At 37.6% G+C, this 24,134-nt stretch carries 18 protein-coding genes and 1 pseudogene; 6 read left to right on the top strand and 13 right to left on the bottom strand.

The annotated features are described in order from the left end of the window. Window positions 1-23: 23 nt before the first annotated feature. From mdh to AAGD37_RS02175, 3 genes are all read right to left on the bottom strand, one after another. Window positions 24-986 (bottom strand): malate dehydrogenase, encoded by a 963-nt coding sequence (gene mdh, locus AAGD37_RS02185; protein WP_341759948.1) that lies wholly within the window; start codon window positions 984-986, stop codon window positions 24-26. A gap of 208 nt (window positions 987-1,194) precedes the next feature. Continuing rightward, on the bottom strand, window positions 1,195-1,797 hold the full coding sequence (locus tag AAGD37_RS02180) for an AprI/Inh family metalloprotease inhibitor (protein ID WP_341759947.1): 603 nt from the start codon (window positions 1,795-1,797) through the stop codon (window positions 1,195-1,197). Between the two features lie 130 nt (window positions 1,798-1,927). Continuing rightward, on the bottom strand, window positions 1,928-3,136 hold the full coding sequence (locus AAGD37_RS02175; RefSeq protein ID WP_341759946.1) for a mandelate racemase/muconate lactonizing enzyme family protein: 1,209 nt from the start codon (window positions 3,134-3,136) through the stop codon (window positions 1,928-1,930). A gap of 337 nt (window positions 3,137-3,473) precedes the next feature. Between AAGD37_RS02175 and rpsT the strand changes: the two genes are divergently transcribed. The 4 genes from rpsT (at window position 3,474) to dnaN (ending at window position 7,578) form a co-directional block, all read left to right on the top strand. Beyond that, window positions 3,474-3,761: a 30S ribosomal protein S20 gene (rpsT, locus tag AAGD37_RS02170; protein ID WP_341759945.1), complete on the top strand. Its 288-nt coding sequence runs from the start codon at window positions 3,474-3,476 to the stop codon at window positions 3,759-3,761. A gap of 273 nt (window positions 3,762-4,034) precedes the next feature. Continuing rightward, window positions 4,035-4,487 (top strand): rhodanese-like domain-containing protein, encoded by a 453-nt coding sequence (locus AAGD37_RS02165; RefSeq protein WP_341759944.1) that lies wholly within the window; start codon window positions 4,035-4,037, stop codon window positions 4,485-4,487. A 151-nt stretch (window positions 4,488-4,638) separates the two neighbouring features. After that, window positions 4,639-6,351, top strand: a complete 1,713-nt coding sequence (gene dnaA, locus AAGD37_RS02160; protein WP_341759943.1) for a chromosomal replication initiator protein DnaA — start codon at window positions 4,639-4,641, stop codon at window positions 6,349-6,351. Between the two features lie 111 nt (window positions 6,352-6,462). After that, a complete protein-coding gene (dnaN, locus tag AAGD37_RS02155; RefSeq protein WP_341759942.1) occupies window positions 6,463-7,578 on the top strand; it encodes a DNA polymerase III subunit beta in 1,116 nt (371 codons plus the stop codon). Between the two features lie 470 nt (window positions 7,579-8,048). Here the strand turns inward: dnaN and xth are convergent, their stop codons facing one another. The 8 genes from xth to ccmI all read right to left on the bottom strand — a co-directional run bounded on the left by xth (window position 8,049) and on the right by ccmI (window position 19,131). Further along, window positions 8,049-8,852 (bottom strand): exodeoxyribonuclease III, encoded by an 804-nt coding sequence (gene xth, locus AAGD37_RS02150; protein ID WP_341759941.1) that lies wholly within the window; start codon window positions 8,850-8,852, stop codon window positions 8,049-8,051. 64 nt (window positions 8,853-8,916) lie between these two features. After that, on the bottom strand, window positions 8,917-9,549 hold the full coding sequence (locus tag AAGD37_RS02145) for an outer-membrane lipoprotein carrier protein LolA (protein ID WP_341759940.1): 633 nt from the start codon (window positions 9,547-9,549) through the stop codon (window positions 8,917-8,919). A 59-nt stretch (window positions 9,550-9,608) separates the two neighbouring features. Then, entirely contained in the window at window positions 9,609-12,125 is a 2,517-nt protein-coding gene (locus AAGD37_RS02140; protein ID WP_341759939.1) for an FtsK/SpoIIIE family DNA translocase, read from the bottom strand. A gap of 217 nt (window positions 12,126-12,342) precedes the next feature. Beyond that, window positions 12,343-15,300, bottom strand: a complete 2,958-nt coding sequence (locus tag AAGD37_RS02135) for a bifunctional [glutamine synthetase] adenylyltransferase/[glutamine synthetase]-adenylyl-L-tyrosine phosphorylase (protein WP_341760620.1) — start codon at window positions 15,298-15,300, stop codon at window positions 12,343-12,345. 55 nt (window positions 15,301-15,355) lie between these two features. Then, window positions 15,356-15,817 (bottom strand): cytochrome c-type biogenesis protein, encoded by a 462-nt coding sequence (locus AAGD37_RS02130; protein ID WP_341760619.1) that lies wholly within the window; start codon window positions 15,815-15,817, stop codon window positions 15,356-15,358. A 5-nt stretch (window positions 15,818-15,822) separates the two neighbouring features. Continuing rightward, the gene (locus tag AAGD37_RS02125) at window positions 15,823-17,763 is read right to left on the bottom strand and encodes a heme lyase CcmF/NrfE family subunit (protein WP_341760618.1); all 1,941 of its coding nucleotides are present in this window, start codon (window positions 17,761-17,763) and stop codon (window positions 15,823-15,825) included. Window positions 17,764-17,773: 10 nt separating this feature from the next. Then, complete coding sequence (locus tag AAGD37_RS02120; protein WP_341760617.1) at window positions 17,774-18,202, bottom strand: cytochrome c maturation protein CcmE; 429 nt, start codon at window positions 18,200-18,202, stop codon at window positions 17,774-17,776. A gap of 74 nt (window positions 18,203-18,276) precedes the next feature. Next, entirely contained in the window at window positions 18,277-19,131 is an 855-nt protein-coding gene (gene ccmI, locus AAGD37_RS02115) for a c-type cytochrome biogenesis protein CcmI (protein ID WP_341760616.1), read from the bottom strand. Between the two features lie 412 nt (window positions 19,132-19,543). Here ccmI and AAGD37_RS02110 point away from each other — a divergent pair, with 412 nt between their 5' ends. Beyond that, window positions 19,544-19,708, top strand: coding sequence for a hypothetical protein (locus AAGD37_RS02110; protein ID WP_341760615.1), 165 nt, complete (start codon window positions 19,544-19,546; stop codon window positions 19,706-19,708). A gap of 211 nt (window positions 19,709-19,919) precedes the next feature. Here AAGD37_RS02110 and AAGD37_RS02105 read toward each other — a convergent pair whose 3' ends face one another. Beyond that, window positions 19,920-20,381 (bottom strand): peptidoglycan-binding domain-containing protein, encoded by a 462-nt coding sequence (locus tag AAGD37_RS02105; protein WP_341760614.1) that lies wholly within the window; start codon window positions 20,379-20,381, stop codon window positions 19,920-19,922. A gap of 492 nt (window positions 20,382-20,873) precedes the next feature. On the opposite strand from AAGD37_RS02105, the gene pgsA reads away from it, so the two are divergent. Next, window positions 20,874-21,482 carry a CDP-diacylglycerol--glycerol-3-phosphate 3-phosphatidyltransferase gene (gene pgsA / locus AAGD37_RS02100; protein WP_341760613.1) on the top strand — a complete coding sequence of 203 codons (609 nt, stop codon included), beginning with the start codon at window positions 20,874-20,876 and terminating at the stop codon, window positions 21,480-21,482. 161 nt (window positions 21,483-21,643) lie between these two features. Here the strand turns inward: pgsA and lon are convergent. Next, a pseudogene (gene lon / locus AAGD37_RS02095) lies at window positions 21,644-24,002 on the bottom strand (endopeptidase La); the annotation flags it as partial. Between the last annotated feature and the right edge of the window lie 132 nt (window positions 24,003-24,134).

Here is a 24,134-nt window from a genome sequence, read left to right as displayed (position 1 = left end):
CTGTAATAGATAGAAAAACCAACTTACTTCAAATTGGGTGCGATATCAGCACAAGTTTTGCAAAGGTGATCAACAGCAGAGACTGATTTTATGAAGTCCTTTTCTTCTATCTTGGATAGATCAATCTCAATGATACGCTCGACTCCCTTAGATCCGATAACCGCTGGCACACCAATATATAGATCGCTCGTGTTATATTCACCTTTCAAATAAGCCGCGCACGGCAAGACTCGCTTTTGATCATGAAGATAACTCTCTGCCATCAAAATCGCTGATGCCGCAGGCGCGTAATAGGCCGAACCGTCTTTAAGCAAGTTAACAATCTCACCGCCACCTTTGCGAGTACGATCGAAAATTTCTTCCATCTTTTCTTTGGTCAGCCACCCCCTTTTAACGAGATCTAGCAAAGGAATACCAGAAACACTAGTGTACTTTGCTAATGGCACCATTGTATCACCATGACCCCCTAACACGAAAGTCGATATATCGTGAATAGATACATTTAATTCATCAGAAAGAAACTTCTTCAATCGCGCAGAGTCAAGAACACCAGCCATTCCTACAACCATATGAGAAGGCAAGGCAGAGAATTTTTGGAGAGCCCAGACCATTACGTCTAGAGGGTTAGTAATACAAATTACAAATGCGTTAGGTGCATAGTTTTTAATAGCTTCTCCGACTTTTTCTATTACTTTTAAGTTAATACTCAAAAGATCATGACGACTCATGCCAGGTTTACGAGGCTTACCAGCTGTAATAATACAAACATCAGCATTATGAATGGATTGATAGGATTGTGTACCGGTTAGTTTAATATCGAATCCACTCACTGAAGAGGATTGAGCTATATCAAGAGCCTTACCTTGAGCAATCCCTTCTGCAATATCCAAGAGAATTACATCACCTAGATTTTTTAACCCAATGAGATGTGCTATAGTCCCTCCTATCATACCCGATCCAATGATCGCGATTTTATTGTTCATCATATGATCTTTCCTTTCTCTTTTAGGTAAAGATGATAATTGAGATATAGGGATTATCGATAAATTCTTCAATCTAATGAACTCTATTTTAGACTCCCTTCAATCATCATGACTCATTAATGAAGCTTTTTGATTAAAAATAAGATGATGCTCAACATCACATCAGCGATATTTTAAACTTCATGGGATCGGAAATTTTGAAATAAAGAAATTAACGTGACAATGAGATAGCGTTTCCAATATTGGTCAAACCATCAAAATGTAGAGTTGAATCTTTATACAAAGCAGCGACAATAAGTCTGTTTGAGTCTAACAAGATCAACTGACTATCACGGATATCCCAAGCTTGAATATCCAAAATACTAGGAGATTGACATCCCCGTGAAGCAGCTCTATATCCACCAGACCATTTTGTAAGTGCTAGAAATATCTGACAGCTCGATCCACTCACAGTCATTGTCCAAGCTCCTACCATAGATTGGTAAGTCATGGGAACCGGAGAGACCGGAGCCTCCATGCCAGGCCTAGGTATAAGATGAGACTTTTCGGATCCGTTTGGATTTGCTAAAATACCATCTATTTCTCTTGAAACATCGTCATGAACAGGTTCCACATGATCTTCATCAACATCAGGGATCTTTTCTAAGGAGACTGGAGCAGGAGGAATGGGCTTGTCCAAGAGATCCTGACCCAAAATTGAAAGACCAGAACACCCTCCAATCACTAGTAACAGTGAAAATGCTGTTAATATTCCAAGAGGGCTCAAACTCTTAACAAAGAAGGTGCCTTTCTGTATCGTTATAGTCCTTTTCATATCCATCTCCTTATTTCTATATCTGAAAAAAACAAAACATCGATAGGATCGTTTAAGAGAAATTGTCTCTAACAAACAACACGGAGTTGATGAAATGATCTGGTGATTAATTTTAATAAAAACGCTTCTTCTAAATCGAAGAAAATGAAGAATCATAGGGCATATCTTGCATCTCAAGATGCAGATTACTTCCATGATAAGGATGACTACGTGCTACATCTTCATTCAACTCATGACCTAATCCAGGACGATCGGATAACAAAACATAACCGTCTTCCCAAACAATAGGGTGATTCAAAAGTTGAGCGTGAAATCCCTCAAACTTTCCAATTGATTCTAAGATTAAAAAATTAGGAATGGAAGCAGAATATTGTATATTTGCCAATGCTTGAAGGGGACCACAATAAAGGTGAGGTGCTATTTGAGCATAGTGAACCTCGGCAAGAGCGGCTATTTTTTTGGATTCCCAAATCCCTCCAACACGTCCTAATGCAGGTTGCAGGATTGAAGCTGCTCCTAACCTTAAAATTCGAGCGAATTCATATTTCGTACTCAGTCTTTCGCCAGTTGCAATAGGGATTGTCGATTGACTTGCAACTTTGGACATTTCTTCCGGCATTTCAGGGGGGACAGGCTCTTCAAACCAAAGAGGTTGATACTCTGCAAATCTTTGAGCAATTCTAATAGCCCCGCTAGAGGTAAACTGGCCATGAGTACCAAACAACAAATCAGCCTTGCTGCCAACAGCTTCTCGAATGAGATGACAAAATTTTGCGCTACGCTCTATATCAATAATAGAAGGTTGGCGGGGATCATAAATAGTATAGGGGCCAGCAGGATCGAATTTGATAGCCGTAAAGCCTTCCTTAACATATCTAGCAGCTGATTCTGCCGATAGATATGGATCATGATAGAAAGATTCAGGATCATCAAGATCATCAGGATAAAGGTAGCTATAAGACCGAATTCTAGAATTGACTCTACCACCTATTAAATCATAAATTGGTTTATCGAGGGCTTTTCCGACAATGTCCCAACAAGCCATTTCTATGGCCGAAAAAGATCCCATGATCGTTGGATCGGGGCGCTGGGAAAAACCAGACGAATGAAATTTTCTGAATAATTTCTCTATAGCATGTGGAGATTCTCCAATACAATATCTCTCAAAGAGATCTTCAGTCACAAGAACTTGAGCACCAGGACCAACGCTGGATGCATACATTTCACCATAACCGATAATACCATTATCCGTTACTAGTTTGACAAACAAAAAATAACGCCCCCCAAATGATGGGGGTGGATTGTTTACAACAAAGGTTTCAATGTCTTTCAATCTCATTAACAAACTCTATTTGCATGAACTATTACTCTTTGACTATTGCATGGGATAGAATTTCTAGCATGTCTTCTGAGAAGATAGGCTATTATTTTTCAATAACAATCTGTTAAATTCAGTATAGTAAAATACTGTAGCTAGTAAAGCATTTCTGATATTTTTTGAAAAACACTTTAATTAAAGAATTGACTTGCGTTCGGTTTAAAGGCATTAGTTATGATAAGTACGAAGCTTAGAAAGCCTTTTTAATTGTCCACAATTACAGTGATGATCATTCTCAACAATAGAGCCGATTTTTACACTATTTAAATATTTTGATTTTTCTAGAAAGGGCTTGCTAATGGCTAATACTCCCTCAGCAAAGAAAGAAATCCGTAAAATTAATCGCCGTACGGCGATTAACAAATCCCGTCGCACTCGTATGCGTAGTTATTTGCGTAACATTGAAGAGGCGATCAGTAATGGTGATGAGAATTCTGCTTCTCAGTGTTTTAGACTAGTCCAGTCCTCTTTAAAGAGGTCAGCAAGCAAAGGGATCATCCATAAGAATACAGCATCGCGTAAAATTTCTCGTTTGTCAGCACGTGTTAAGACACTAAATTCAAAGAGAGAGAACCGTGTTCTCTAATTGACAAGAAAACTTTAAAAATTACCTATTTAAAAATCAATCATTCTAAATTATTTTAACTTTTGACTTCTACTTATTTAACGATCACGATTAATTTGGTTTTTATAGTGTTTGTTATTACTTTATTATTTTCTGATCTTCTCTCAATTGAAGACTAAATTTTAGAATTGGATATTTTGATATTTAGATAAATTCTTTACTTCCAGAACTTTCCAATTCTATTATTTAAAAATATAATCTTTATAAAAAAAGTTACAGGAGTTCTGGAGTTCTATGTTAATATCATCCCAGTTGGAGGTGACACCATCTTTCTGCTTCAAAGAACTGATGTCTCATGATCAAGCCATTCTTGTTGATGTACGTACCCGTGCAGAATGGTCATTTGTTGGTATTCCAGATATTCAGACAACACAGAAGAAACTGATTCTGCAGCAGTGGCAAACATATCCCGATATGTCTGTTAATCACCAATTTGCAGAGACTCTTTTGGCTGAACTGAAAAATATCGGTTTGAAGAAACATGACCCTCATTTATTCTTTTTGTGCCGTTCAGGAGTGCGTAGTCTGGCTGCAGCCAGATTAATGAAAACGAAGGGATATCTGAATACGTTCAATGTTAAAGATGGATTTGAAGGCCCACTGGACGAGAATGGTCAAAGAGGTCAAGTGAAAGGCTGGAAAGCCGAAGGTCTTCCATGGAGACAGGATCGTATGGATACCGTCTAAACCAGGATAGGAAACAATCAAGATTAGATTATTCCTCATTTATGCAGCTCTGAGCTTCTAATGAAGAGAATAACAAAAATCGAATGACTTGATTCTGAAATTTGACTAAGGCTAAAAATGATTTAGCTATTGAGATAAGCACACACTATCAATGAAATCGATCAGTGACAGAAACGAAAATCAAGGCCTTTGTTTGGATTCTAAATCAGTACCGTTAACTCAAGGAAATCACGAGGTTGTCCCAAAGACAAGCATTAAAAATAAAAAAAACTATGGATCTGTTCAAAGCACGATACTTATTCAAAATAGATCCATAGTTTCAACCCTTGATATCCAAAAATGGAAGCGCGTTCAAGTGCACTTGAAATCAAGTTTAGGTCTTGATGTCTTTACTAGCTGGTTTAGCAGATGCCGTCTAGAAGAGATCTCGAAATTTCACCTCACTCTTTCGGTGCCAACGATTTTTCTGAAAAGCTGGATCAAAATTCACTATAAAAAACTTCTTCTTGAACTATGGCAAAAAGAAAATGAAGACATTTTGCGTCTTCATATAGTCGTTCGCAGCGCCCTGCGTTCTACAAGTTACAAGAGAAATAGTGAGAAAGAAACAACCATGCGGATTGATACTCAAAATGCAGACCATCAAATTCTTCTTGGCAATATAGAAACTGAAAATTGTCATCGTTCTTTTGCTAAATTTTTAAGCAACGAGAATCGAAATAAGCTCGGGATGAGTCATCGAATTTCACAGGACGACGTTATTTTAAACCCTCTTGATCATAATTCTGATCCTAAAGACTCAGGGTTCTCAGGTTCTCCTCTTGATTCCAGCTTTACATTTTCAACTTTTGTAGAGGGAAAATCAAATCGGATGGTCTTTTCAGCCGCTAAATCCATAGCAGAATCAGATGGCTCAGCTCTTCCTTTCAACCCTTTATTTATTCATTCTTCGGTTGGACTTGGAAAAACCCACTTGTTACAGGCTGTCGCTTGGAAAACCACTGAAAGGAATTCGAATGCTAAAATCTTGTATTTGACCGCCGAATATTTCATGTGGCACTTTACCTCATCTCTTCGTGATCACAGTGCAATTTCTTTCAAAGAAACTTTACGAGATATTGATTTACTTCTGATTGATGATATGCAATTCCTTCAGCGAAAATCCATTCATCAACAAGAATTTTGTTACCTTTTAAACGTACTTATTGATAATGCCAAACAAGTAGTTGTTGCTGCCGATCGTTCTCCATCAATGCTCGAATCACTAGATGAGCGTGTCAAATCAAGACTAAAAGGTGGTGTTGCGTTAGAGATCAAATCACCTGAGCTTGAAATGCGACGGGAAATGCTTGAGACTCTCTACCGTGAAGCCAGAAAAGATGATCCTCTTCTCGATCTTTCCACAGATGTTTTAAATTTTGTTTCTGAGAAGGTTTCTTCATCAGGTCGTGATCTGGAAGGAGCATTTAAACAACTTCTTATACAGCATCGTTTTTCGGATAGGTCTGTTGAGGTCGATTTTCTAGATAAGATGCTAGGACACCTTGTTCAGTCGAACGAACAAAAGCGTGTTCGTATAGAAGATATTCAAAAAATTGTAGCCCGTCATTACAATGTTACTAAAAATGATCTTCTTTCAAATCGTCGAACTCGTATTATTGTACGTCCTCGTCAAATTGCGATGTTTTTGTCTAAACTTTTAACTCCACGTTCATTACCTGAAATTGGTCGTCGTTTTGGGGGACGTGATCACACAACAGTGATTCATGCGGTACGGAAAATTGAAACACTGCTTGGTGAAGATAAGAATCTTCTTCATGATATTGAGCTATTAAAGCGATTAATTCGAGAACTTGGTCAATAAATTAGCATTTTAGTCTCTTGAAGATTCTCTCTTTCCTAACTCTTGTTTAGATTCTTGAATATAATATGAGTTGTCTGTATTTATACGGAATCAATTTCGGAACAACTAATCATGCGTCTTGTACTTGAACGCTCCAATTTACTAAAATCTCTGAGTCACATTCAGCGAGTTGTAGAACGTAGAAATACGATTATGATACTATCTCATGTGTTGTTGAAGGCAGAACATGATTCCTTAAATCTGAAAGCAACTAATCTTGATATTGAAATAACAGAAAATATACCGGCTCTCGTAGAACAAAATGGATCTGCGACTCTATCTGCTCACATGCTCTATGGTGTCGTCCGTAAACTCAGCGACCAGTCTGAAGTCAGCATATTCATGCGAGATGATAAGAACTTATATATGGCTGCTGGTCGTTCACAATTCCAATTTAAAATATTGTCAGAATCTGAGTTTCCGGATCTGACGGCGGGAGAATTTTCTCATGTTTTCCGAATTGATAGTGCTGACTTTAAGGAACTTATCAGTGATACTCAGTTTTCTATGTCAACTGAAGAAACCCGTCACTATCTGAACGGCGTTTATCTGCATTGCGCCGAAGAGTCTGGTAATATTATGTTAAGATCTATTGCAACTGACGGTCACCGTTTAGCCCAAGCACAAACTCAGGCACCAGATGGAGCTGATGGTATGCCTGGTGTTATTATCCCTCGTAAGACCGTCTGTGAAGTTCAAAGATTATTGGAAAATTCCGATTCTTTGGTTAAAATTGAATTATCAGATACAAAAATTAGATTCACTTTTGGCTCTATTGTTTTAACTTCAAAGCTGATCGATGGTACGTTTCCGGACTATAATCGTGTTATTCCTGTTAACAATGATAAGGAAGTAATCCTAGATCGAAAACTCTTTGCAACAGCCGTTGATCGTGTATCAACTATAACCTCGGATCTTGGACGAGTAATAAAGCTATCACTCACAAAAGATAACCTTCGATTAAGCGCCAACAATCCCGATTCTGGCAGTGCAGAGGAGGAGATTTCTGTTCAGTATTCATCACATGCTCTTGATATTGGTTTTAACTCTAAATATTTGCTTGATATTCTAAACCAGATGTCGAGTAATAAGGTAAGATTTATGTTCTTTAATTCTGGTTCCCCAACGTTGATTCAGGAAAAGTTAGATGCAAGAGCTCTTTATGTTTTAATGCCTATGCGTGTCTAATCTGTTGGTTATAGGACCGTCAAAAAGTTTGGATAAAAAATCTCAGATTAGGTAGATTTCGTAATCAGAAACTGAGTCTCGATCCACATCATATTGTGTTGATGGGTAAGACAAGACTGGTGGTGGATAACCCAATTTTCATCATTTTTATCGCCTGACCAAGAACTATCAGAATAAAGCCTTTCCTATGGCTGAGTTGGTTTTACAAGGTATTTTATATCCTTGCAACATACAGGACTTGTAAGGAATACATCAGTTCTATTGCTTTATAAAGAGCTAGAGCTGCCTTATTAAAGTTTATCGATACAATTAGCTATCAAACTTGGATGACAGGAACAAGGTCTTTCACTTTTTTTCAGCTATTAAAAATAAAGAAAATTTTTTTCGTTGACTCAGGCTGAGATGACTGATCTCTCTCGAGATCTTCTTTTATTAGGAGGAAAGGTTAAGCGCACATAGATGATCAAAGATCAGATTTTGAATAGAGCTATAACAGGAACATGGTCAGATGGCTGCTCCCATCCTCTAGCATCACGAAAGACAATCAGATCATCTAACTTTTTAGCAAGTGATTCTGAGGACCAGATATGATCAAGCCTACGCCCTTTATTTGTCTTATTCCAATTATAAGAGCGGTAACTCCACCAAGTAAAAAGCTTTTCTTCTGGTGGTATACGCTGTCGAATCAGATCAATCCATCCGCCTTGTACCTGAATATCAGCGAGCATATTGGTTTCAACTTGGGTGTGACTGACAACTGTCAATAGCTGCTTATGAGACCAAACGTCTGTTTCTAATGGTGCGATATTTAAATCACCAACCAAAATAGAGGGAACTCCATCATCATCATGAGATAATGATTTCATCTCTTCAAGAAATTTCAACTTGTAATCAAATTTAGGGTTCTTTTCTATATCCGGGTCCTCACCACCAGCAGGAACATAAAAATTATGAATTCGCAATTTCGTTAAACCGATGTTCAGCTGGCATTCTAAATGTCTACTATCATTCATATTACAGTAATTCGTTGATTCTATTTTAAATAAGGGATGTTTAGATACAATAGCGACTCCGTTGTAGGCTTTTTGTCCATGAATCGCAAAATGCCTATATCCCATTTTTTTAAAGATTTGTTCAGGAAATTGATTATTTTGACACTTGATTTCTTGCAAACATAGAATATCAGGCTGATATATCTCTAAAAAACTTTTAACAGTGTTAATTCTGAAACGAATGGAATTGATATTCCAAGTAGATAACTTGAATAGATTCATGATCGTTATCAATAATTAAATGACTCTGATAGAGAATAAAAGTCTCAGATACCAGTTCAGAGGGTTAATGATTAGAATTTTTTTCTACCGTGATTTTATTGATTCCAAATAGCCTTTTGGACAATTTTACATTATTCTCAACATTAAAAACCATTATTGTTGTCTCTTTTCCTTGATGATCTGTAAGGGTCCATTGGCACAGTTTATAGCTTAGAGAATCAAACATCAAAGTAATTTTGGAATCTCCAAAAACGGATTTGTTCCTCAGAATTATTTTGATAAATTGACCGTCTTTTTTAATTGATTTTATTGATTGATCATCAGGATTAATTTTTTCTTTGAGCAAAAAACGAAGAGGTGTTTTATCTAAAGGAAAAAAAATCCATGTTCTTAGCTTACGGTTATTAACTCCAACAATACGACCATCCGATTTAATCGTCAGTGGTGAAGGTTTATGATAATCAAAGCGCATTTTCCCCGGTCTTTGTATATAAAATTGACCACTAGTTTTTTCTCCATCAGGCCCAAATTGAATAAATTCACCCTTCATTGAAGGTATGGATAAGAAATGTCTATTGATCTTTACAATCGTTTTTGCGTTATCATCAGACTCTACTTCTGATGATTCCAAAGGGTTACTCAGTAACCACATGGGTAGTAATATAATAATAAATAGGGTCTGTAGAAGGCGGACCATGTATCTATTTCCATAGAAATAAGGGGCAAGATCGTCAGAAAAAAGAGGAGAAAGAACTTTTATTTTTCACCAGAAACCAAGATCTCACGTTTTCCAGAATCATTAGCAGAACTGATAAGACCTTCCTTTTCCATACGTTCAATAATAGATGCAGCCCGATTATAGCCAATTGACATTCGCCTCTGAATATAAGAGATCGATACTTTCCGATCCCGCAAGACTATAGCAACAGCCTGATCGTAGGCATTATTCGTAATATCCAGACGATTTCCTGCAGAATGAGTTCTGGCTAGAGAATCACTATCTTCATCTTCTTCAGTAATTGATTCCAAATATTGAGGAACACCTTGAGATTTTAAATGATTGACGATATTTTCTACTTCATTGTCATCAACAAAAGGTCCATGAATGCGTGTTATTCTGCCACCACCTGTCATATAAAGCATATCCCCCATACCTAATAACTGTTCTGCCCCCATTTCGCCAAGTATTGTTCGACTATCAATTTTTGATGTAACCTGAAATGAAATTCGATTTGGGAAATTGGCTTTAATTGTACCAGTGATAACATCAACCGATGGTCTCTGTGTAGCCATAATGACATGAATACCAGCAGCACGTGCCATTTGGGCTAATCGCTGAACGGCACCTTCGATATCTTTTCCGGCAACCATCATTAGATCAGCCATTTCATCAATCACAACGACAATAAAAGGTAGCAATTCAGATTCGATTTCTTCTGTTTCATAGATCGGTTCACCAGTTTTGTGATCAAAACCAGTCTGTAATGTTCGTGATATGATCTCACCTTTTTGTCTCGCCTCCTCAACACGAGCGTTAAATCCATTAATATTACGAACTCCTAGCTTAGACATTTTTTTGTAACGCTCTTCCATTTCACGGATGGTCCATTTGAGAGCGACCACTGCCTTCTGGGGATCAACGACAACTGGTGATAATAAATGAGGAATGCCATCATAAATAGATAATTCCAACATTTTAGGATCTATCATAATAAATTTACATTGTTGGGGAAGCATTCGGTATAAAAGGCTTAGGATCATGGTATTAATCGCAACAGATTTACCTGAACCTGTTGTCCCCGCTACAAGCAAATGAGGCATTTTCGTGAGGTCGACGACAATCGGTTCTCCACCAATTGTCTTACCTAAACAAATGCCCAATTTGGCTTTGCTCTCTCTAAATGCCAGGCTTGACAATTGCTCACGGAGATAAACAGTTTCCCGCTGTTTGTTTGGTAATTCTATACCAATAACATTGCGACCAGGTACAATGGCAACACGTGCTGCAACTGAACTCATAGAGCGAGCAATATCCTCTGATAGGCTAATCACACGTGATGACTTCACACCCGGTGCGAGTTCAAGCTCGTATAAGGTAACAACAGGACCAGGATATACTTTGATGATTTGACCTTTAATACCAAAATCCTCTAGGACTCCTTGTAGAGTTTTTGCATTTTCATCAATCGTTTCATTAGAAAGATATGAACGATTGTCCATCTTCTGTCTTTCTCTAAGAAGAGAAAGGAAGGGCAGTTGAAACGAACCAACTGTTTTATTCTTTTGAATTGAGATATCATTCTCCCTTTTTGTACGTAAAATTGAGTCATATCGTTTATCTTTACTATGAATATGAGACTCTGAGAACGGTTGAGTACATGAATCCCAATCATTTATGCATCGGATCTCATCGTTTGTCTGAACAGTATAATCAGTATAATCTGGAGGAGAATTTTTATCGAAATCGATGGAAGAGTAAGGTTCGCTTTCTGCTAAATTGTGTGAGTTGAAAATAAGAGTATGATGGTTACGACGAAAAGTGTATCTTAGGATTGCTGCAGTACTATATCCACAATGTAATATTTGGCCAATTGGAGCGGAAATGAGGATCCTCCATTCATGGTTATTGTCTGTCTTCTCATCAAAATTTCTTGTCTCCAAAGAATAAGATTCTCCAATTAAACTAATATTTGTCTGATTATTCTTCTTATTTTTCCCTAGTATTATCTGTCTTAAGTCACAGGCTCGTATAGTAAGTAATACTGCTGTTAACCCAAGCATCATCTCAAAAACGAGAGCCCAAACACCGTTAGAGGATGACTCAAGAAAATTAGGTAGTATACTAAGGATAAGATCCCCAACGACACCTCCCAAGCCCACTGAAAGAGGCCATCTCTCCGGTACTTTAATACCAGCAGCAAAAATCGTCCATGCAATCAGCGCAAAAACCCAAGCGATCAGCCTGCTCCATAATTGAGATAAAGGATGATTGATCAATGAGAAGATACTCCAGAAAATTGGAGGAATAATCACAGTCACGGCAGCTAGACCCAAAAATTGAATCGAAAGATCTGAAAAACTAGCTCCCCAAAATCCAAGCCAGTTTTTAGGAAGACCATTTGTATCAAAAGTAAAGCTGGGATCGCTAACAGACCATGTCATCAGTGCAAAGGCACCTAAAACGGCTAAAAGACCAACAATAACACTAACAGTTTTCTTAATCCAAACTCCTAAAAGAGCGAAAATAGCAACATCAGCTAACTGAATCATCATCTCACGGAATGCTTATATCCCCAGAGTTATCATAGCGGATATACTGACTCTCTACTACTAATCAACTGTTTTAACTTAATGTTTAGGATCCAACTTCTTACTTCTTACTTCATGTTCAATAAGTAAATTTCTTGAGGAAAATCATCTTTTAATTGTTCTTACAGTTTGATCTGATTCGCTATAATGGATTCATCCCCAAGCCAAGATATGATCTGTTTTATCTTTTCATAAACCGTAAAAAAATAGATCTTACTTCCTTATAGGATCTGTTTAATTTTCTTTCTACCTGATCAAGTGTTCTACAGCCAACTTCTCTTGTCAGTTTCTCAATAAAACAAACAGGCCAAGTGTATCGATCGAGGTCCTTATCAACGCATAATCGTATTAATTGCAAAAGAGCTAAATAGGTAGAAAAGCATTTATGCAAAATCATGCTATCATTTTTTAATTCTTCTTCATCTATCGATTCTAATATATCAGCCGTTGATCCTGATGATTTTGCAACCCTAGCTAATATTGCCCACTGAGCCAAAAATTCTATATCAGTTAATCCCCCTTTTGTCCGTTTCAGATCAAAATTATTTTTTGGTTTTCTTTCTTGTTCCATTATTCGGCGCATTTGAAGCACATCAAAGGATAATTTTTCTAAATCTCGAGGGGTTTTTAAAATATTCTTGATGCCTTCTGATATCCGATATTTGAAGGCAACCGATCCGACGAGGGGCCGAGCACGTGTCAGTGCCAGATGTTCCCATGTCCAAGCGGTTGTCCTTTGGTAATTCATAAATGAGGAAAATGAAGTGGTTAACGGACCAGCATTACCGGATGGCCGCAATCTGAAATCGAGGACGTATATGAGTCCTTCTGATGTTAGCGCGCTCATTGCTGCGATAAGACGTTGTCCTAATCTAGAAAAATACTCCGATAAATATAATCGCCGTCTACCATTTGATTCAGAAACGGAGTTATCATGGTCGAATAATAAAATTAGATCGAGATCAGACGTAGCTGTCAGTTCATATGTTCCTAAATTTCCCATACCAACAACAGCAAATTCTGAACCTGGAATTACACCATGAATATGGGAAAACTCGTTCCAGACAAAGAAAAGTATTTCTTGTAAAAGAACTTCAGCTAACCTGGTATAATAGCGCCCCAAATAACCTAGCGGAATGATCCCTCTCAGTGCACGAACCCCTATCAAAAATTTTTTCTCATTAGCAAAAATCCTTGCATAATCCATCCCATCTTCATAATTTTGGGCCTGACATAGAGATTGTCTCAAACTATGTTGCATCTCTTTTCTACCTAAATCAGAATGAAAAGAGTCCATATCTAAAATACCATCAAAAACATGAGGTTTTCGACGAATCGTGTCAGATAATCTCGGTGCGACTCCCAAAATATTAACAAGTAAATTCAAGATTTCAGGATTATTTTTCAAAATTGAGAACAGCTGAACGCCAGTTGGTAATCCTTTCAAAAAATCATCAAATGCGTTAAGTGCACGGTCTGAATTGCCTGTTTTTGAAAAAGAAAACAGAAGGGCGGGGGTCAGTTCAGTCAACATTTCCCGTGATTGTGTAGAAATCATAGCCGGATAACGACCATAGTGCCAACTACGAATGATCTTGATTGCAGTCTGAGCTTGCTGAAAACCAAGATTATGGAGAGAATCTAGAGTTCCAGGGTCAAAATCATCACCAGAAAAAGACAAATTCCCCTGTGACAAGGAAAGGTTAGGAGAATCACAAAAAAGATTGCTATAGTGATCTTCTACTCTGACTAGATGTCTTTTCGTATTATCAATAAAGACTTGATTGCTTTTTATTCCACACAATGCAGCAATAATTTTAATAGATACTTCTGCATCTGGAATCGTATGTGTTTTCTTATCTGAAACCATCTGTAATCTATGTTCGATATCACGGAAATACAAATAAGATTCAGTTAATTCATTCCTTACATTGGTATTAATCCATTTTTTTTTCGCCAACTGGTCAAGAACTGACAAGGTATCCTTTGCACGCAAATCGATATTTCTACCACCTGCAATCAATTGTTGAGTTTGAACAAAAAATTCAATCTCACGAATTCCACCTCGCCCCAATTTTATATTATGCCCAGCGATTCTCATCTTTGTCATTTCTTTATGCAGTTGTATCTGACGCTTGATCGAGTGGATATCGGAGATTGCTGCATAGTCGAGATATTTACGCCATATAAACGGTTCTAGACTTTTGAGAAATTCATTGCCAAGGTCTCGATCACCAGCAATAAACCGTGCCTTAATAAAAGCAGCTCGTTCCCAATTCTGACCCCTTGCTTCATAATAATTGAGTGCCGTTTGAATGGGGATCGCGAGTGGCATTGAGCTTGGATCTGGACGCAAGCGCAAGTCTGTACGAAAAACATAACCATGTTCAGTACGATCCTGCAAAATACGGACGAGAGATTTTGTAATACGAATAAGAGTCGTCTGAGCTTCACTAGCGTCCTCAAAAGCAGAGATGTGCGGATCAGTAATGATGATTAAGTCAATATCGCTAGAATAATTAAGCTCTCCTGCACCAAGTTTTCCCATGGCTAAAACAGCGTAGCCACTCCCTAATCCTGGCTTATTGACATCTAGCAATTTGATTTTGCTACTATTTTTTAGAAAAATCATAAGATAATCGACTGCAATAGATACTGCTTTATCAGCAAATTTTGATAATTCCTGGCTTACTGTAACAGAGGACAACCAACCTCCTAGATCTGCGAGACCTAAAGCAAGGGAGATCTGTTGTTTAGCAGTTCGGAGTACTGTCATAATGACATTTTCATCGCTGCAGTGACTAATGGATGCATCAATATATTGATTGATCGAATCAATACACTCTTTAAATCCCTTGTCTTTACAAAGAAAAATAATATGAGGATGATGGAGGGCAAGAGTCCTTAAATAAGGCGAAAAATAAAATACTGATCCGAGAAATGATAGAATCTGTCTATCTTGTGATAACTGAACTCTTTCTTGGACAGTTAAATGGGTTTCATTAAGAAAACTTTTCAAAAAAACACTTGACTCTACATAAGGAACTTCAGGCAACCTAATGAGTGGAGGACCAAGTAAAACTGATAGATCAGGATGAGTATTGCGCTTAATTGTGAAAATTCGACGATCGACTGTCATTCTATTCTAATAGAAATTAGATACTTAATCATTTTATGAAAAAAACTCAACTCTTTCAATCAAGCTTATCGAGAATTTTATTAACCGTTCGTTCTTCCTCATGACTCAATTCAGGAGTCGTATGATCAGACTTTTTGAACCAATAGTACCATGTACAAATAGATCCCAAAACTAAAACTCCGAATGGACTGGACCACAATATCATTGTATGAAGCCCAAATACTGGCTTAAGAAGAATAAACTCTCCATATCGGGATACTAAAAATGAAAGGATCTGTTTATTCGATTTTCCATACTGTATTTGCTTCCTTACAAGGTTCCGCAAATCTACTGCTATCTCAGCATGAGAATCATAAAGAGACTGATTTTGACAAACTACACATCTAAGCTGTTTGAATAATAAATGTGCACGGATCTCATTTGTTTCTGATATTACAGTATCAACTCTCTTACCCCAAGCGAATGGAATAGGTCGAACCCCTAATAGTAAAAGAAAGATCAAAATTTTCTGTATCATCTATGCTATCTCTTGCTGATTTTGTTCCTTTTAAACAATAAGGAGAGCATAGCGCCGAACACCATAAAGACAGATCCTAACCAAATTAAGATAACTTGCGGTTTCCACCACATTTTTATAGAAACCGATTGATCCTCATTAATATCACCAATAGCTATATACAATTGCGAAAATCCAATTGTATGAATGGATGTCTCTCTTGTTGGCATTTTCTGAGTAAGATAAAATCTCTTAGCGGGTTCTGCAAAAGCAAAAAATTGGTTGTCTTTTGTAATATTCATCTTAATGACTTCCTCTCCAAAATTGGGTCCATTGCGGTATAGATAGTCAGAATAAGTAATCTCATAACCAGCCAATTTTATTGAATCACCGGGTTGCAAAAGAGTGCTTCTTTCTTGCTCAAAAGCAGTCGCGCAGACCACACCTAAAAGAGTGACTCCTATACCGAAATGTGCAAGGGGAGTTGCCCATAAAGTTATAGGAAAATTTAGTATTATATGAACTGAGCGTTTAACAGAAAGCTTTCCAATTCCCGAACGATGTATAAGACTCGCAAAAGAGCCAATTATCAACCAAATCGATAATCCTATTCCAAAGGGTGCAAGCCAGGGACCAGAATCAATGAGGGCTAGTGCAAAGGTGAAAGATAGAAAACTTGCTCCTAATGCAACATATAACCTTTGCAAAGCTCCGCGTGCATCCCCCTTCTTCCAGGCAAGAAGGGGCCCAAAAGGTATGACAATTAAAAGGGGAATCATCAGCGGACCTAATGTCCTATTAAAAAAAGGACCTCCTACAGAGATATTCATACCTGTGAAAGACTGATATACGAGGGGGTAAAGAGTGCCTATCAATACTGTAGCTGTTGCAGTGATCAGTAAAACATTGTTGACTATCAGTGTTCCTTCACGTGAAATAGGAGCGAAAAAACCACCAGTCTGTAACCGTCTACACCGAAATCCAAACAACAAAAAAGAACCGCCAACAAATATACAAAGAATAATCAGAATAAATAAGCCTCGTGTTGGATTAGTAACAAAAGTATGAATAGACATTAATATTCCAGAACGCACTAGAAATGTACCAAGCAATGAAAGAGAAAAAGTTAAGATAGCAAGCAGGATAGTCCATATTTTGAGCGCTTCACGCTTTTCCATTACCAGTGCTGAATGTAGTAAGGCTGTACCTGATAGCCAAGGCAATAGTGATGAATTTTCAACAGGATCCCAAAACCACCATCCCCCCCATCCTAATTCGTAGTAGGCCCAGTAAGAACCTACAGAAATACCAGCTGTAAGAAACATCCAAGACACTAAAACCCACGGTCGTACCCATCGTGCCCAAGCAGAATCAATTTTACCATCTATCAAGGCAGCAATTGCAAAGGAAAATGTGATCGAGAATCCAACGTATCCTAGATATAGAATTGGTGGATGTATTGCTAATGCCAAATCTTGAAGAATAGGGTTTAAGTCTTTCCCTTCAGGTAAGGGATTTTGGCGAGCAAACGGATTAGATGTAAAAATAATAAACAATAGAAATATGGATAAAATGACTGCCTGAATCCCCTGAATATTGGCTTTTAGTTTTATCGGCAAATTCGATCCGAACATTGTGACAGAAACTGAAAACAGAGAGAGAATAAAAACCCACAGAAGCATAGATCCTTCATGATTCCCCCAAAGAGCAGTAACCTTAAATAAGATTGGCATAGTAGAATGAGAATTTTTCCAGACATTTACAACTGAAAAATCAGAGGTTGCATATGCCCACGTCAGGGCAAGAAACGAGGCAGAAATAAAAAAGAAAATACTAAAACTACTTGTATTACCGGTCTTCATGAGTTTATAATTTTCTGTCAAAGTCCCTAAAATGGGTAATACAGACTGAACTAATGCCAAAGAAAAAGCGACAACAAGTGCAAAATGTCCTAACTCAATAATCACTTCCTGTCCTTTACTTGAGTTTCCAAACTTCTTTTCTTAAATCCGAAAATTCTTTTGGAGAGTAATTTTCATCATGCTTTGCTAAGACCATCTCTGCAAGAAAAACCCCCTTTTCATTGAGATGCCCTTCGATGATTATGAGCTGATTTTCACGAAAAAGATCAGGAAGAATATCATTAAATAAAACAGAAATAGAATTTCTTAAATCTGTAAGCACAAATGAAACCTTGATTCCTTCTAACTTTTGAACTGATCCTTTCTTTACTAAACCCAATAAACGTATACGGTCACCAACTGGGATATTCCTCTCTTTGAATTCACTGATGCTCATAGCATAAGAAAGTCCATCACGCAGTGCAAATAAGGTTAGACCAACTGCTGTAAAGATGACAATGCCTACACCTAATATCCAAAATAGACGGTATTTCTTGCGTGTCATTTTGGGAGACTTTTGCCTTTGCTCAGTGTCATTGCATTGCTAAAGTGAAAGTATGAAAGACTGGCCTTAGGCAGCTATTCAAAGGAAGTTCTTAAGAGAGATGACAGTCTTTCAATTTGAAGATCAATAAATTTACTTGACTTTATTGATTCTGGGATGATGGTATCAACTTTCATCCATATTTCAAGAGATTCATTCAGTTTTCCTTCTTGCTCTAATGCAAAAGCTAGATGTGATTGCGCAACTACATCATTGATATTCCAAGATAGAGCTTCTTTGAAAAGAGTTTTTGCCTTATCGGATACGATACCATGATTGATCAGTGTCAATTGTGCGCCAAGACGAGAAAGTAAGTATCCTGAACGGCCCTTTAATCGTATCAGATTTCGGAGTGCTCTTCTAGCTTCCGATGGATAGTTATTCATTTCATAATAGTTAGCTAATACATTCCAGCCACGGGCATCATTTGGATTTTTTTTCAAAATATCTTCAATCGTTGCGACAAGAATTTCGATTTTCGAAGTGCTTGTTGCTATTTTTTTCTGTGATGACAAAGGAACATCTGATCTTAAAGGATCTCCGACGATTGTGTAGAGGATCAGTGATACAGTCGGAATCATAATCAAAACTAAACTACTCCCACAATATACTGGCCATCTTGGAGATGGTTGAAGGGGATTATTCTTTGATTCAAAGGCTACTTCTTCGATTAAACGCCTAGCAATCTCAGTTCGTTCAGCCATCAATACGTCTGTAGATAAAGAATTATTTTTTGTTTCTATCCTATTATTAATTTCTCTTAGTTGCATACGACGAAATTCTATTCTTTCTTTGCTAGAAAAGAAGACTTCAGAATCGTGTGACATCGGTAGAAGGATCAAAAAAGTGGCTCCTAACAATATTAGTAAAATAATCAGCCAAAATACCATTCTTTAATATCTCCTTAAGTAAGCTTGGCCTCATTAGAATAGTTTGATGCTTAATGATAATGATACCAATCCAAATGAGACTAGGCTGTCAAAAAAGTCTTATAAAAATCAAAAAATATAGACTTCTCCGAAGAGAGCTATGGGTATCTAGAATTAAAGCGTAGAGGATATCGGTACAGTGCAACCAATTGTCTGTATGAAATGGGGAAACACGTTTCGGATTTCGTCAATCGTCTCTGGTCAATGAATATAGTCAAGGAATTGCTCCTGCAGTTATCATTGAGCAATAAATTAAATATCCCGGAAAGCGTAGCATGGACTCCCTGGAAAAAATATATTTGGAAAGCTGGTCTGGCAGATTTGTATGGAGGTCTGGAGACATTTTCTTTTTTGATTTGGATATGATTGATTGATGTCTTCTTTTCTTTTGAACCAGAACCAGAACGTTAATGTGTTATCTACAACTGGACGAAACCCGAATACCCTTTATTTCAGGGTTCCATTTGGTAAATTCGTTCATATTTTCGATAATTTTGATGCGAATACTGCACTTATTCTCGCTCAATATATCTCATGAGTGGACTATCAATCTGATACCGCATTAACAATTTCTTTTACAAGTACAGGGAAACCTGATCTTAACGAATCTGCTATAGATCAATGGCCCGTTAAATTGAGATTGAAAAGAAACATGTGCGTCCCAAAAAATCGATTACAGACTACTGGCAATAAACAATAAGGTCTTAAGCTAAGCTTAAGCATCTGAGTGTTTAAATCTATGAAAACAACTATCGGGAAGGCATCTGATAACCTTCTTGATCGTTTCTTTTCGATTTTTCTAATGTTGTCTTAGTCACAAGAAGTTTGCGCGGCTTGGGAATCGTAACGACGTGCGGGAGAGAAGAGGGCGAAAGCAAAATCTGTTTTAGCAAACGAATTGAGGCCTTGCCATCTTGATTCAAGTCATTATCATCTTGGAAGGTCAAGATAGCTTTTTGAGTTCTTGATCCATAGAGTCCATCGATTGTTCCGATATAATATCCACGAACTAAAAGTTCTGACTGAATCTCACGCATCAATTTTTTTGTTGATTCTTGTTCCAGACAAATCTCATGCGAGATGAGTCGATCCCTAATCGTCGAAGTATGCTTATGCTCACTCCTTGTTTTCAGAAAATGAGCGTTCCTTGTGACAAATAAGGGAGAAGGATGTCGTTCTGATTGGAACAAAAGCGCGTTGGAAAATATCATCGTCATCACGAAAAAAGAAAGAAAGGAAATGAAAAGGAATATCAGATCCTTTCTTAATAATTTTATAAATATAATTTTGAACAATTCACTTGATCTCTGATATTTAGGCCTGTCCACAATCAATTCTAATATTTCCTGAGTTAGAAAGAAAGCATTTAGAAATAAGCTAAGCCATAATATTAAAACTAAAACACAGCCATTATTTATTAAGTTCTTTCTTCTCCATACATATAGTGATTATGAAACAAAATTATCACCTTTGAAATAAGACCCTACTTCTCTAAAAAAGAAGAGATCCGTTCAAATTATCAAAACAGGCTTCTGATTCAATTCAAAATTACCGTATCGCAATCATGCGATTGTGGATCTCAGTTTCCTAGGGTTATCCAGAGGCAGAGGAAGTTACTATGAAAAAAAAGTTATAAAATGATATATTCTTTATTACCAGAATGATTGATATTAATTAAGAAGAGTTAAGGTTTCACTCTTGCGATGAGAGAAATTTCCCCCCAAAAACAGCATGCAGGTCCTTGGAGTATTCCTAATCTTCTGACTTATGCCCGAATTGCGATTGTTCCAGCAGTCGTCTTATGTTTTGACTTGTCCGAGCGAATGAATTCTTCAGATATAGAACGTTGGTATGCCCTCGCATTGTTTGTATTCGCCAGCATTAGTGATTTTCTTGATGGATTTCTAGCGAGAGTCTGGAAGCAAACTTCTTCCCTTGGTCGTATTCTTGATCCGATCGCAGATAAGCTTCTCATTTCTGTCTCTTTATTACTGCTCGCAGCCGATGGTACAATAGCAGGTTTCTCTATATGGGCAGCAGTTGTTATCCTCTCACGCGAAATTTTGGTTTCTGGCCTAAGAGAATTTTTAGCAGATATCAAAGTTGGTATTCCTGCAACTCAGCTAGCAAAATGGAAAACAACACTGCAGATGATTGCGATTGGTTTTCTTATTGTTGGACCTGCAGGAGATAAAATATTACCAAGATCAACAGATATAGGACTCGCTTTACTTTGGATTTCAGCTATTGTGACATTATACAGTGGTTATGATTACTTTAGTTCTGGATTAAAGCAGATCATAGGAGAATAGAATAAATCATTTCAATTCCCCTTATGAATTCTCCTCAGAAAAAGAAGGGCCGTTAGTATTTTTACTGACTTTCGGTCATCGAATCTGTAATTAGTGCGCTGTTAGTAATGCTTCATCTCTAGAAGATTGTTTCGTGGCGAGTACACTCGACTTTGTGTCTTCTTCGATTGCCTCGGGTATAGTTACACACGCATGCGGTAAGACTTCATCTAGATGACTAACAGGAATAATTTCCAGAGTATTCTTTACATTCTCTGGAATCTCGGAGAGATCCTTCACATTATCCGTAGGTATTAGAACCTTCTTAATACCACCTCGCAGGGCAGCCAAGAGTTTTTCTTTAAGACCACCGATTGAAAGTATACGGCCCCGTAAAGTGATCTCACCTGTCATGGCGACATCTGCTTTTACTGGAATTCCAGTCAACATGGAAATAATAGTTGTTGCCATAGCTATACCAGCAGAAGGACCGTCTTTTGGGGTTGCTCCTTCAGGAACATGCACATGAATATCATTCATTTCAAATAATGTTGGTGCAATACCAAAATCAACTGATCGCGAACGAACATAACTAGCCGCTGCTGAAATTGATTCTTTCATTATATCACGCAGGTTACCGGTCACAGTCATCTTCCCTTTACCAGGCATCATGATACACTCAATCGTTAGGAGTTCACCACCAACCTCAGTCCAGGCTAATCCCGTTGCAATGCCAACTTGATCTTCTGTATCAACCTCACCAAAACGAAAACTCTGAACGCCAAGATAATGAGGTAAATTACTAACGGTGATTTTAACATTCTTCTTTTTTGTTTTCAAAATCTCAGTAACAACTTTTCGTCCAAGAGTTGCAAGATGACGTTCCAGATGACGAACCCCTGCTTCACGAGTATAAAGTCGAATAACATTTCGCAACGCCTTATTTTGAATAGTCCATTCACCAGATTCGAGTGCATGGCTCTCGATTGTTTTCGGAATAAGATGACGGCTAGCAATCTCCATTTTTTCATCTTCAGTGTAGCCCGAAATTCGGATAACTTCCATCCGATCGATCAGAGGGGTAGGAATATTCAGCGAGTTTGCTGTGGTAACAAACATCACGTTTGATAGATCATAACCAATTTCCAAATAATGATCACCGAAAGAATTGTTTTGTTCAGGATCTAAAACTTCTAATAAGGCGGATGAGGGATCACCGCGAAAATCCTGGCCGATTTTATCAATTTCATCAAGTAGAAAGAGCGGATTAGCTTTCTTAGCCTTTTTCATGGACTGAATTATTTTACCTGGCATAGAACCAATATAAGTCCGTCTGTGACCTCGAATTTCAGCCTCATCACGCACTCCACCTAAAGACATACGAACAAATTCACGTCCTGTAGCTCTGGCTATGGACTTACCTAACGATGTTTTACCTACCCCTGGAGGGCCAACAAGGCATAAAATAGGTCCTTTTATTTTGTTAGAACGAGTTTGAACTGCTAAAAATTCGATGATCCGCTCTTTGATTTTTTCTAGACCATAATGATCCTCATCAAGAATCGATTCGGCCATCTTTAAATTTGTCATAACGCGGCTTTTTTTACTCCATGGAATACTCAAAATCCAGTCAAGATAGTTGCGTACAACTGTTGCCTCGGCAGACATAGGACTCATTTGCTTAAGTTTTTTGAACTCAGAACTGGCCTTTTCACGAGCTTCCTTAGACAATTTAGTTTTTTTGATCTTTTCTTCTAACTCGCTAATTTCATCATGGCCTTCCTCTCCATCACCGAGCTCTTTTTGAATCGCTTTCATTTGCTCATTGAGATAATATTCACGCTGAGTTTTTTCCATTTGTCGTTTCACACGACCACGAATCCGCTTTTCAACCTGTAAAATAGAAATTTCAGATTCCATCATGTCTAGAATTTTTTCTAAACGCTCCTTGATACTAAAAAGGCTTAAAATTTCCTGCTTGTTAGATATCTTAACAGCAAGATGAGATGCAACTGTATCAGAAAGCTTTTTGTATTCTTCAATTTGAGATACTGCGGTCGCTACCTCTGGCGAAATCTTCTTATTCAGCTTTACATAATTTTCGAACTCACTGGAAACTGAACGCGCGAGAGCCTCAATTTGAACCTCATCTTCCTCTACATCCTGAACTGGAACAACGTAGGCTTCATGATATTCATCATGGTTTGTGAACCTTGAAACAGAAGCACGCTCATGTCCTTCTAACAAAACTTTTACAGTACCATCAGGTAATTTAAGCAACTGTAAAACAGTTGCTAGTGTACCTATATCATACATAGCAGAAGGAGAAGGATAATCATCACTAGCATTTTTTTGGGTCAGTAATAAAATTTTCTTATCTGTTTGCATAACTTCCTCAAGAGCTGCAATTGATCGCTCTCGACCTACAAAAAGTGGCACAATCATGTGAGGAAATACCACAATATCTCTCAAGGGTAGAACTGGAACAATTCCACCATTAGCGTCAAAGTCAATCTCTTTTTTAGCATCTTCTGTCGCCATTTGGGTTTTCCTTAAACTTCTTTTGCCATGAGACTTGATTTTTAGGACTCTATGTGAGGTTTTTCACTTCTAAATATCTAAATCCTAGATTTGGATATTGCATTCAAGTCTTATTTTTTAACGATGATCACG

This window comes from Candidatus Endowatersipora endosymbiont of Watersipora subatra (assembly GCF_964026585.1).
Lineage (GTDB): Bacteria > Pseudomonadota > Alphaproteobacteria > Rhizobiales > Rhizobiaceae > Pseudahrensia.
Note: the sequence above shows the minus strand (reverse complement) of the source record. Positions and strands in the feature narration are given on the sequence as shown.

Bases quoted from the DNA above. Each gene is read 5' to 3' on its own strand.
- mdh (WP_341759948.1), bottom strand. From the start codon at position 986: ATGATGAACAATAAAATCGCGATCATTGGATCGGGTATGATAGGAGGG.
- AAGD37_RS02180 (WP_341759947.1), bottom strand. From the start codon at position 1,797: ATGAAAAGGACTATAACGATACAGAAAGGCACCTTCTTTGTTAAGAGT.
- AAGD37_RS02175 (WP_341759946.1), bottom strand. From the start codon at position 3,136: ATGAGATTGAAAGACATTGAAACCTTTGTTGTAAACAATCCACCCCCA.
- rpsT (WP_341759945.1), top strand. From the start codon at position 3,474: ATGGCTAATACTCCCTCAGCAAAGAAAGAAATCCGTAAAATTAATCGC.
- AAGD37_RS02165 (WP_341759944.1), top strand. From the start codon at position 4,035: ATGTTAATATCATCCCAGTTGGAGGTGACACCATCTTTCTGCTTCAAA.
- dnaA (WP_341759943.1), top strand. From the start codon at position 4,639: ATGAAATCGATCAGTGACAGAAACGAAAATCAAGGCCTTTGTTTGGAT.
- dnaN (WP_341759942.1), top strand. From the start codon at position 6,463: ATGCGTCTTGTACTTGAACGCTCCAATTTACTAAAATCTCTGAGTCAC.
- xth (WP_341759941.1), bottom strand. From the start codon at position 8,852: ATGAATCTATTCAAGTTATCTACTTGGAATATCAATTCCATTCGTTTC.
- AAGD37_RS02145 (WP_341759940.1), bottom strand. From the start codon at position 9,549: ATGGTCCGCCTTCTACAGACCCTATTTATTATTATATTACTACCCATG.
- AAGD37_RS02140 (WP_341759939.1), bottom strand. From the start codon at position 12,125: ATGATGATTCAGTTAGCTGATGTTGCTATTTTCGCTCTTTTAGGAGTT.
- AAGD37_RS02135 (WP_341760620.1), bottom strand. From the start codon at position 15,300: ATGACAGTCGATCGTCGAATTTTCACAATTAAGCGCAATACTCATCCT.
- AAGD37_RS02130 (WP_341760619.1), bottom strand. From the start codon at position 15,817: ATGATACAGAAAATTTTGATCTTTCTTTTACTATTAGGGGTTCGACCT.
- AAGD37_RS02120 (WP_341760617.1), bottom strand. From the start codon at position 18,202: ATGACACGCAAGAAATACCGTCTATTTTGGATATTAGGTGTAGGCATT.
- ccmI (WP_341760616.1), bottom strand. From the start codon at position 19,131: ATGGTATTTTGGCTGATTATTTTACTAATATTGTTAGGAGCCACTTTT.
- AAGD37_RS02110 (WP_341760615.1), top strand. From the start codon at position 19,544: ATGTCTTCTTTTCTTTTGAACCAGAACCAGAACGTTAATGTGTTATCT.
- AAGD37_RS02105 (WP_341760614.1), bottom strand. From the start codon at position 20,381: ATGATATTTTCCAACGCGCTTTTGTTCCAATCAGAACGACATCCTTCT.
- pgsA (WP_341760613.1), top strand. From the start codon at position 20,874: ATGAGAGAAATTTCCCCCCAAAAACAGCATGCAGGTCCTTGGAGTATT.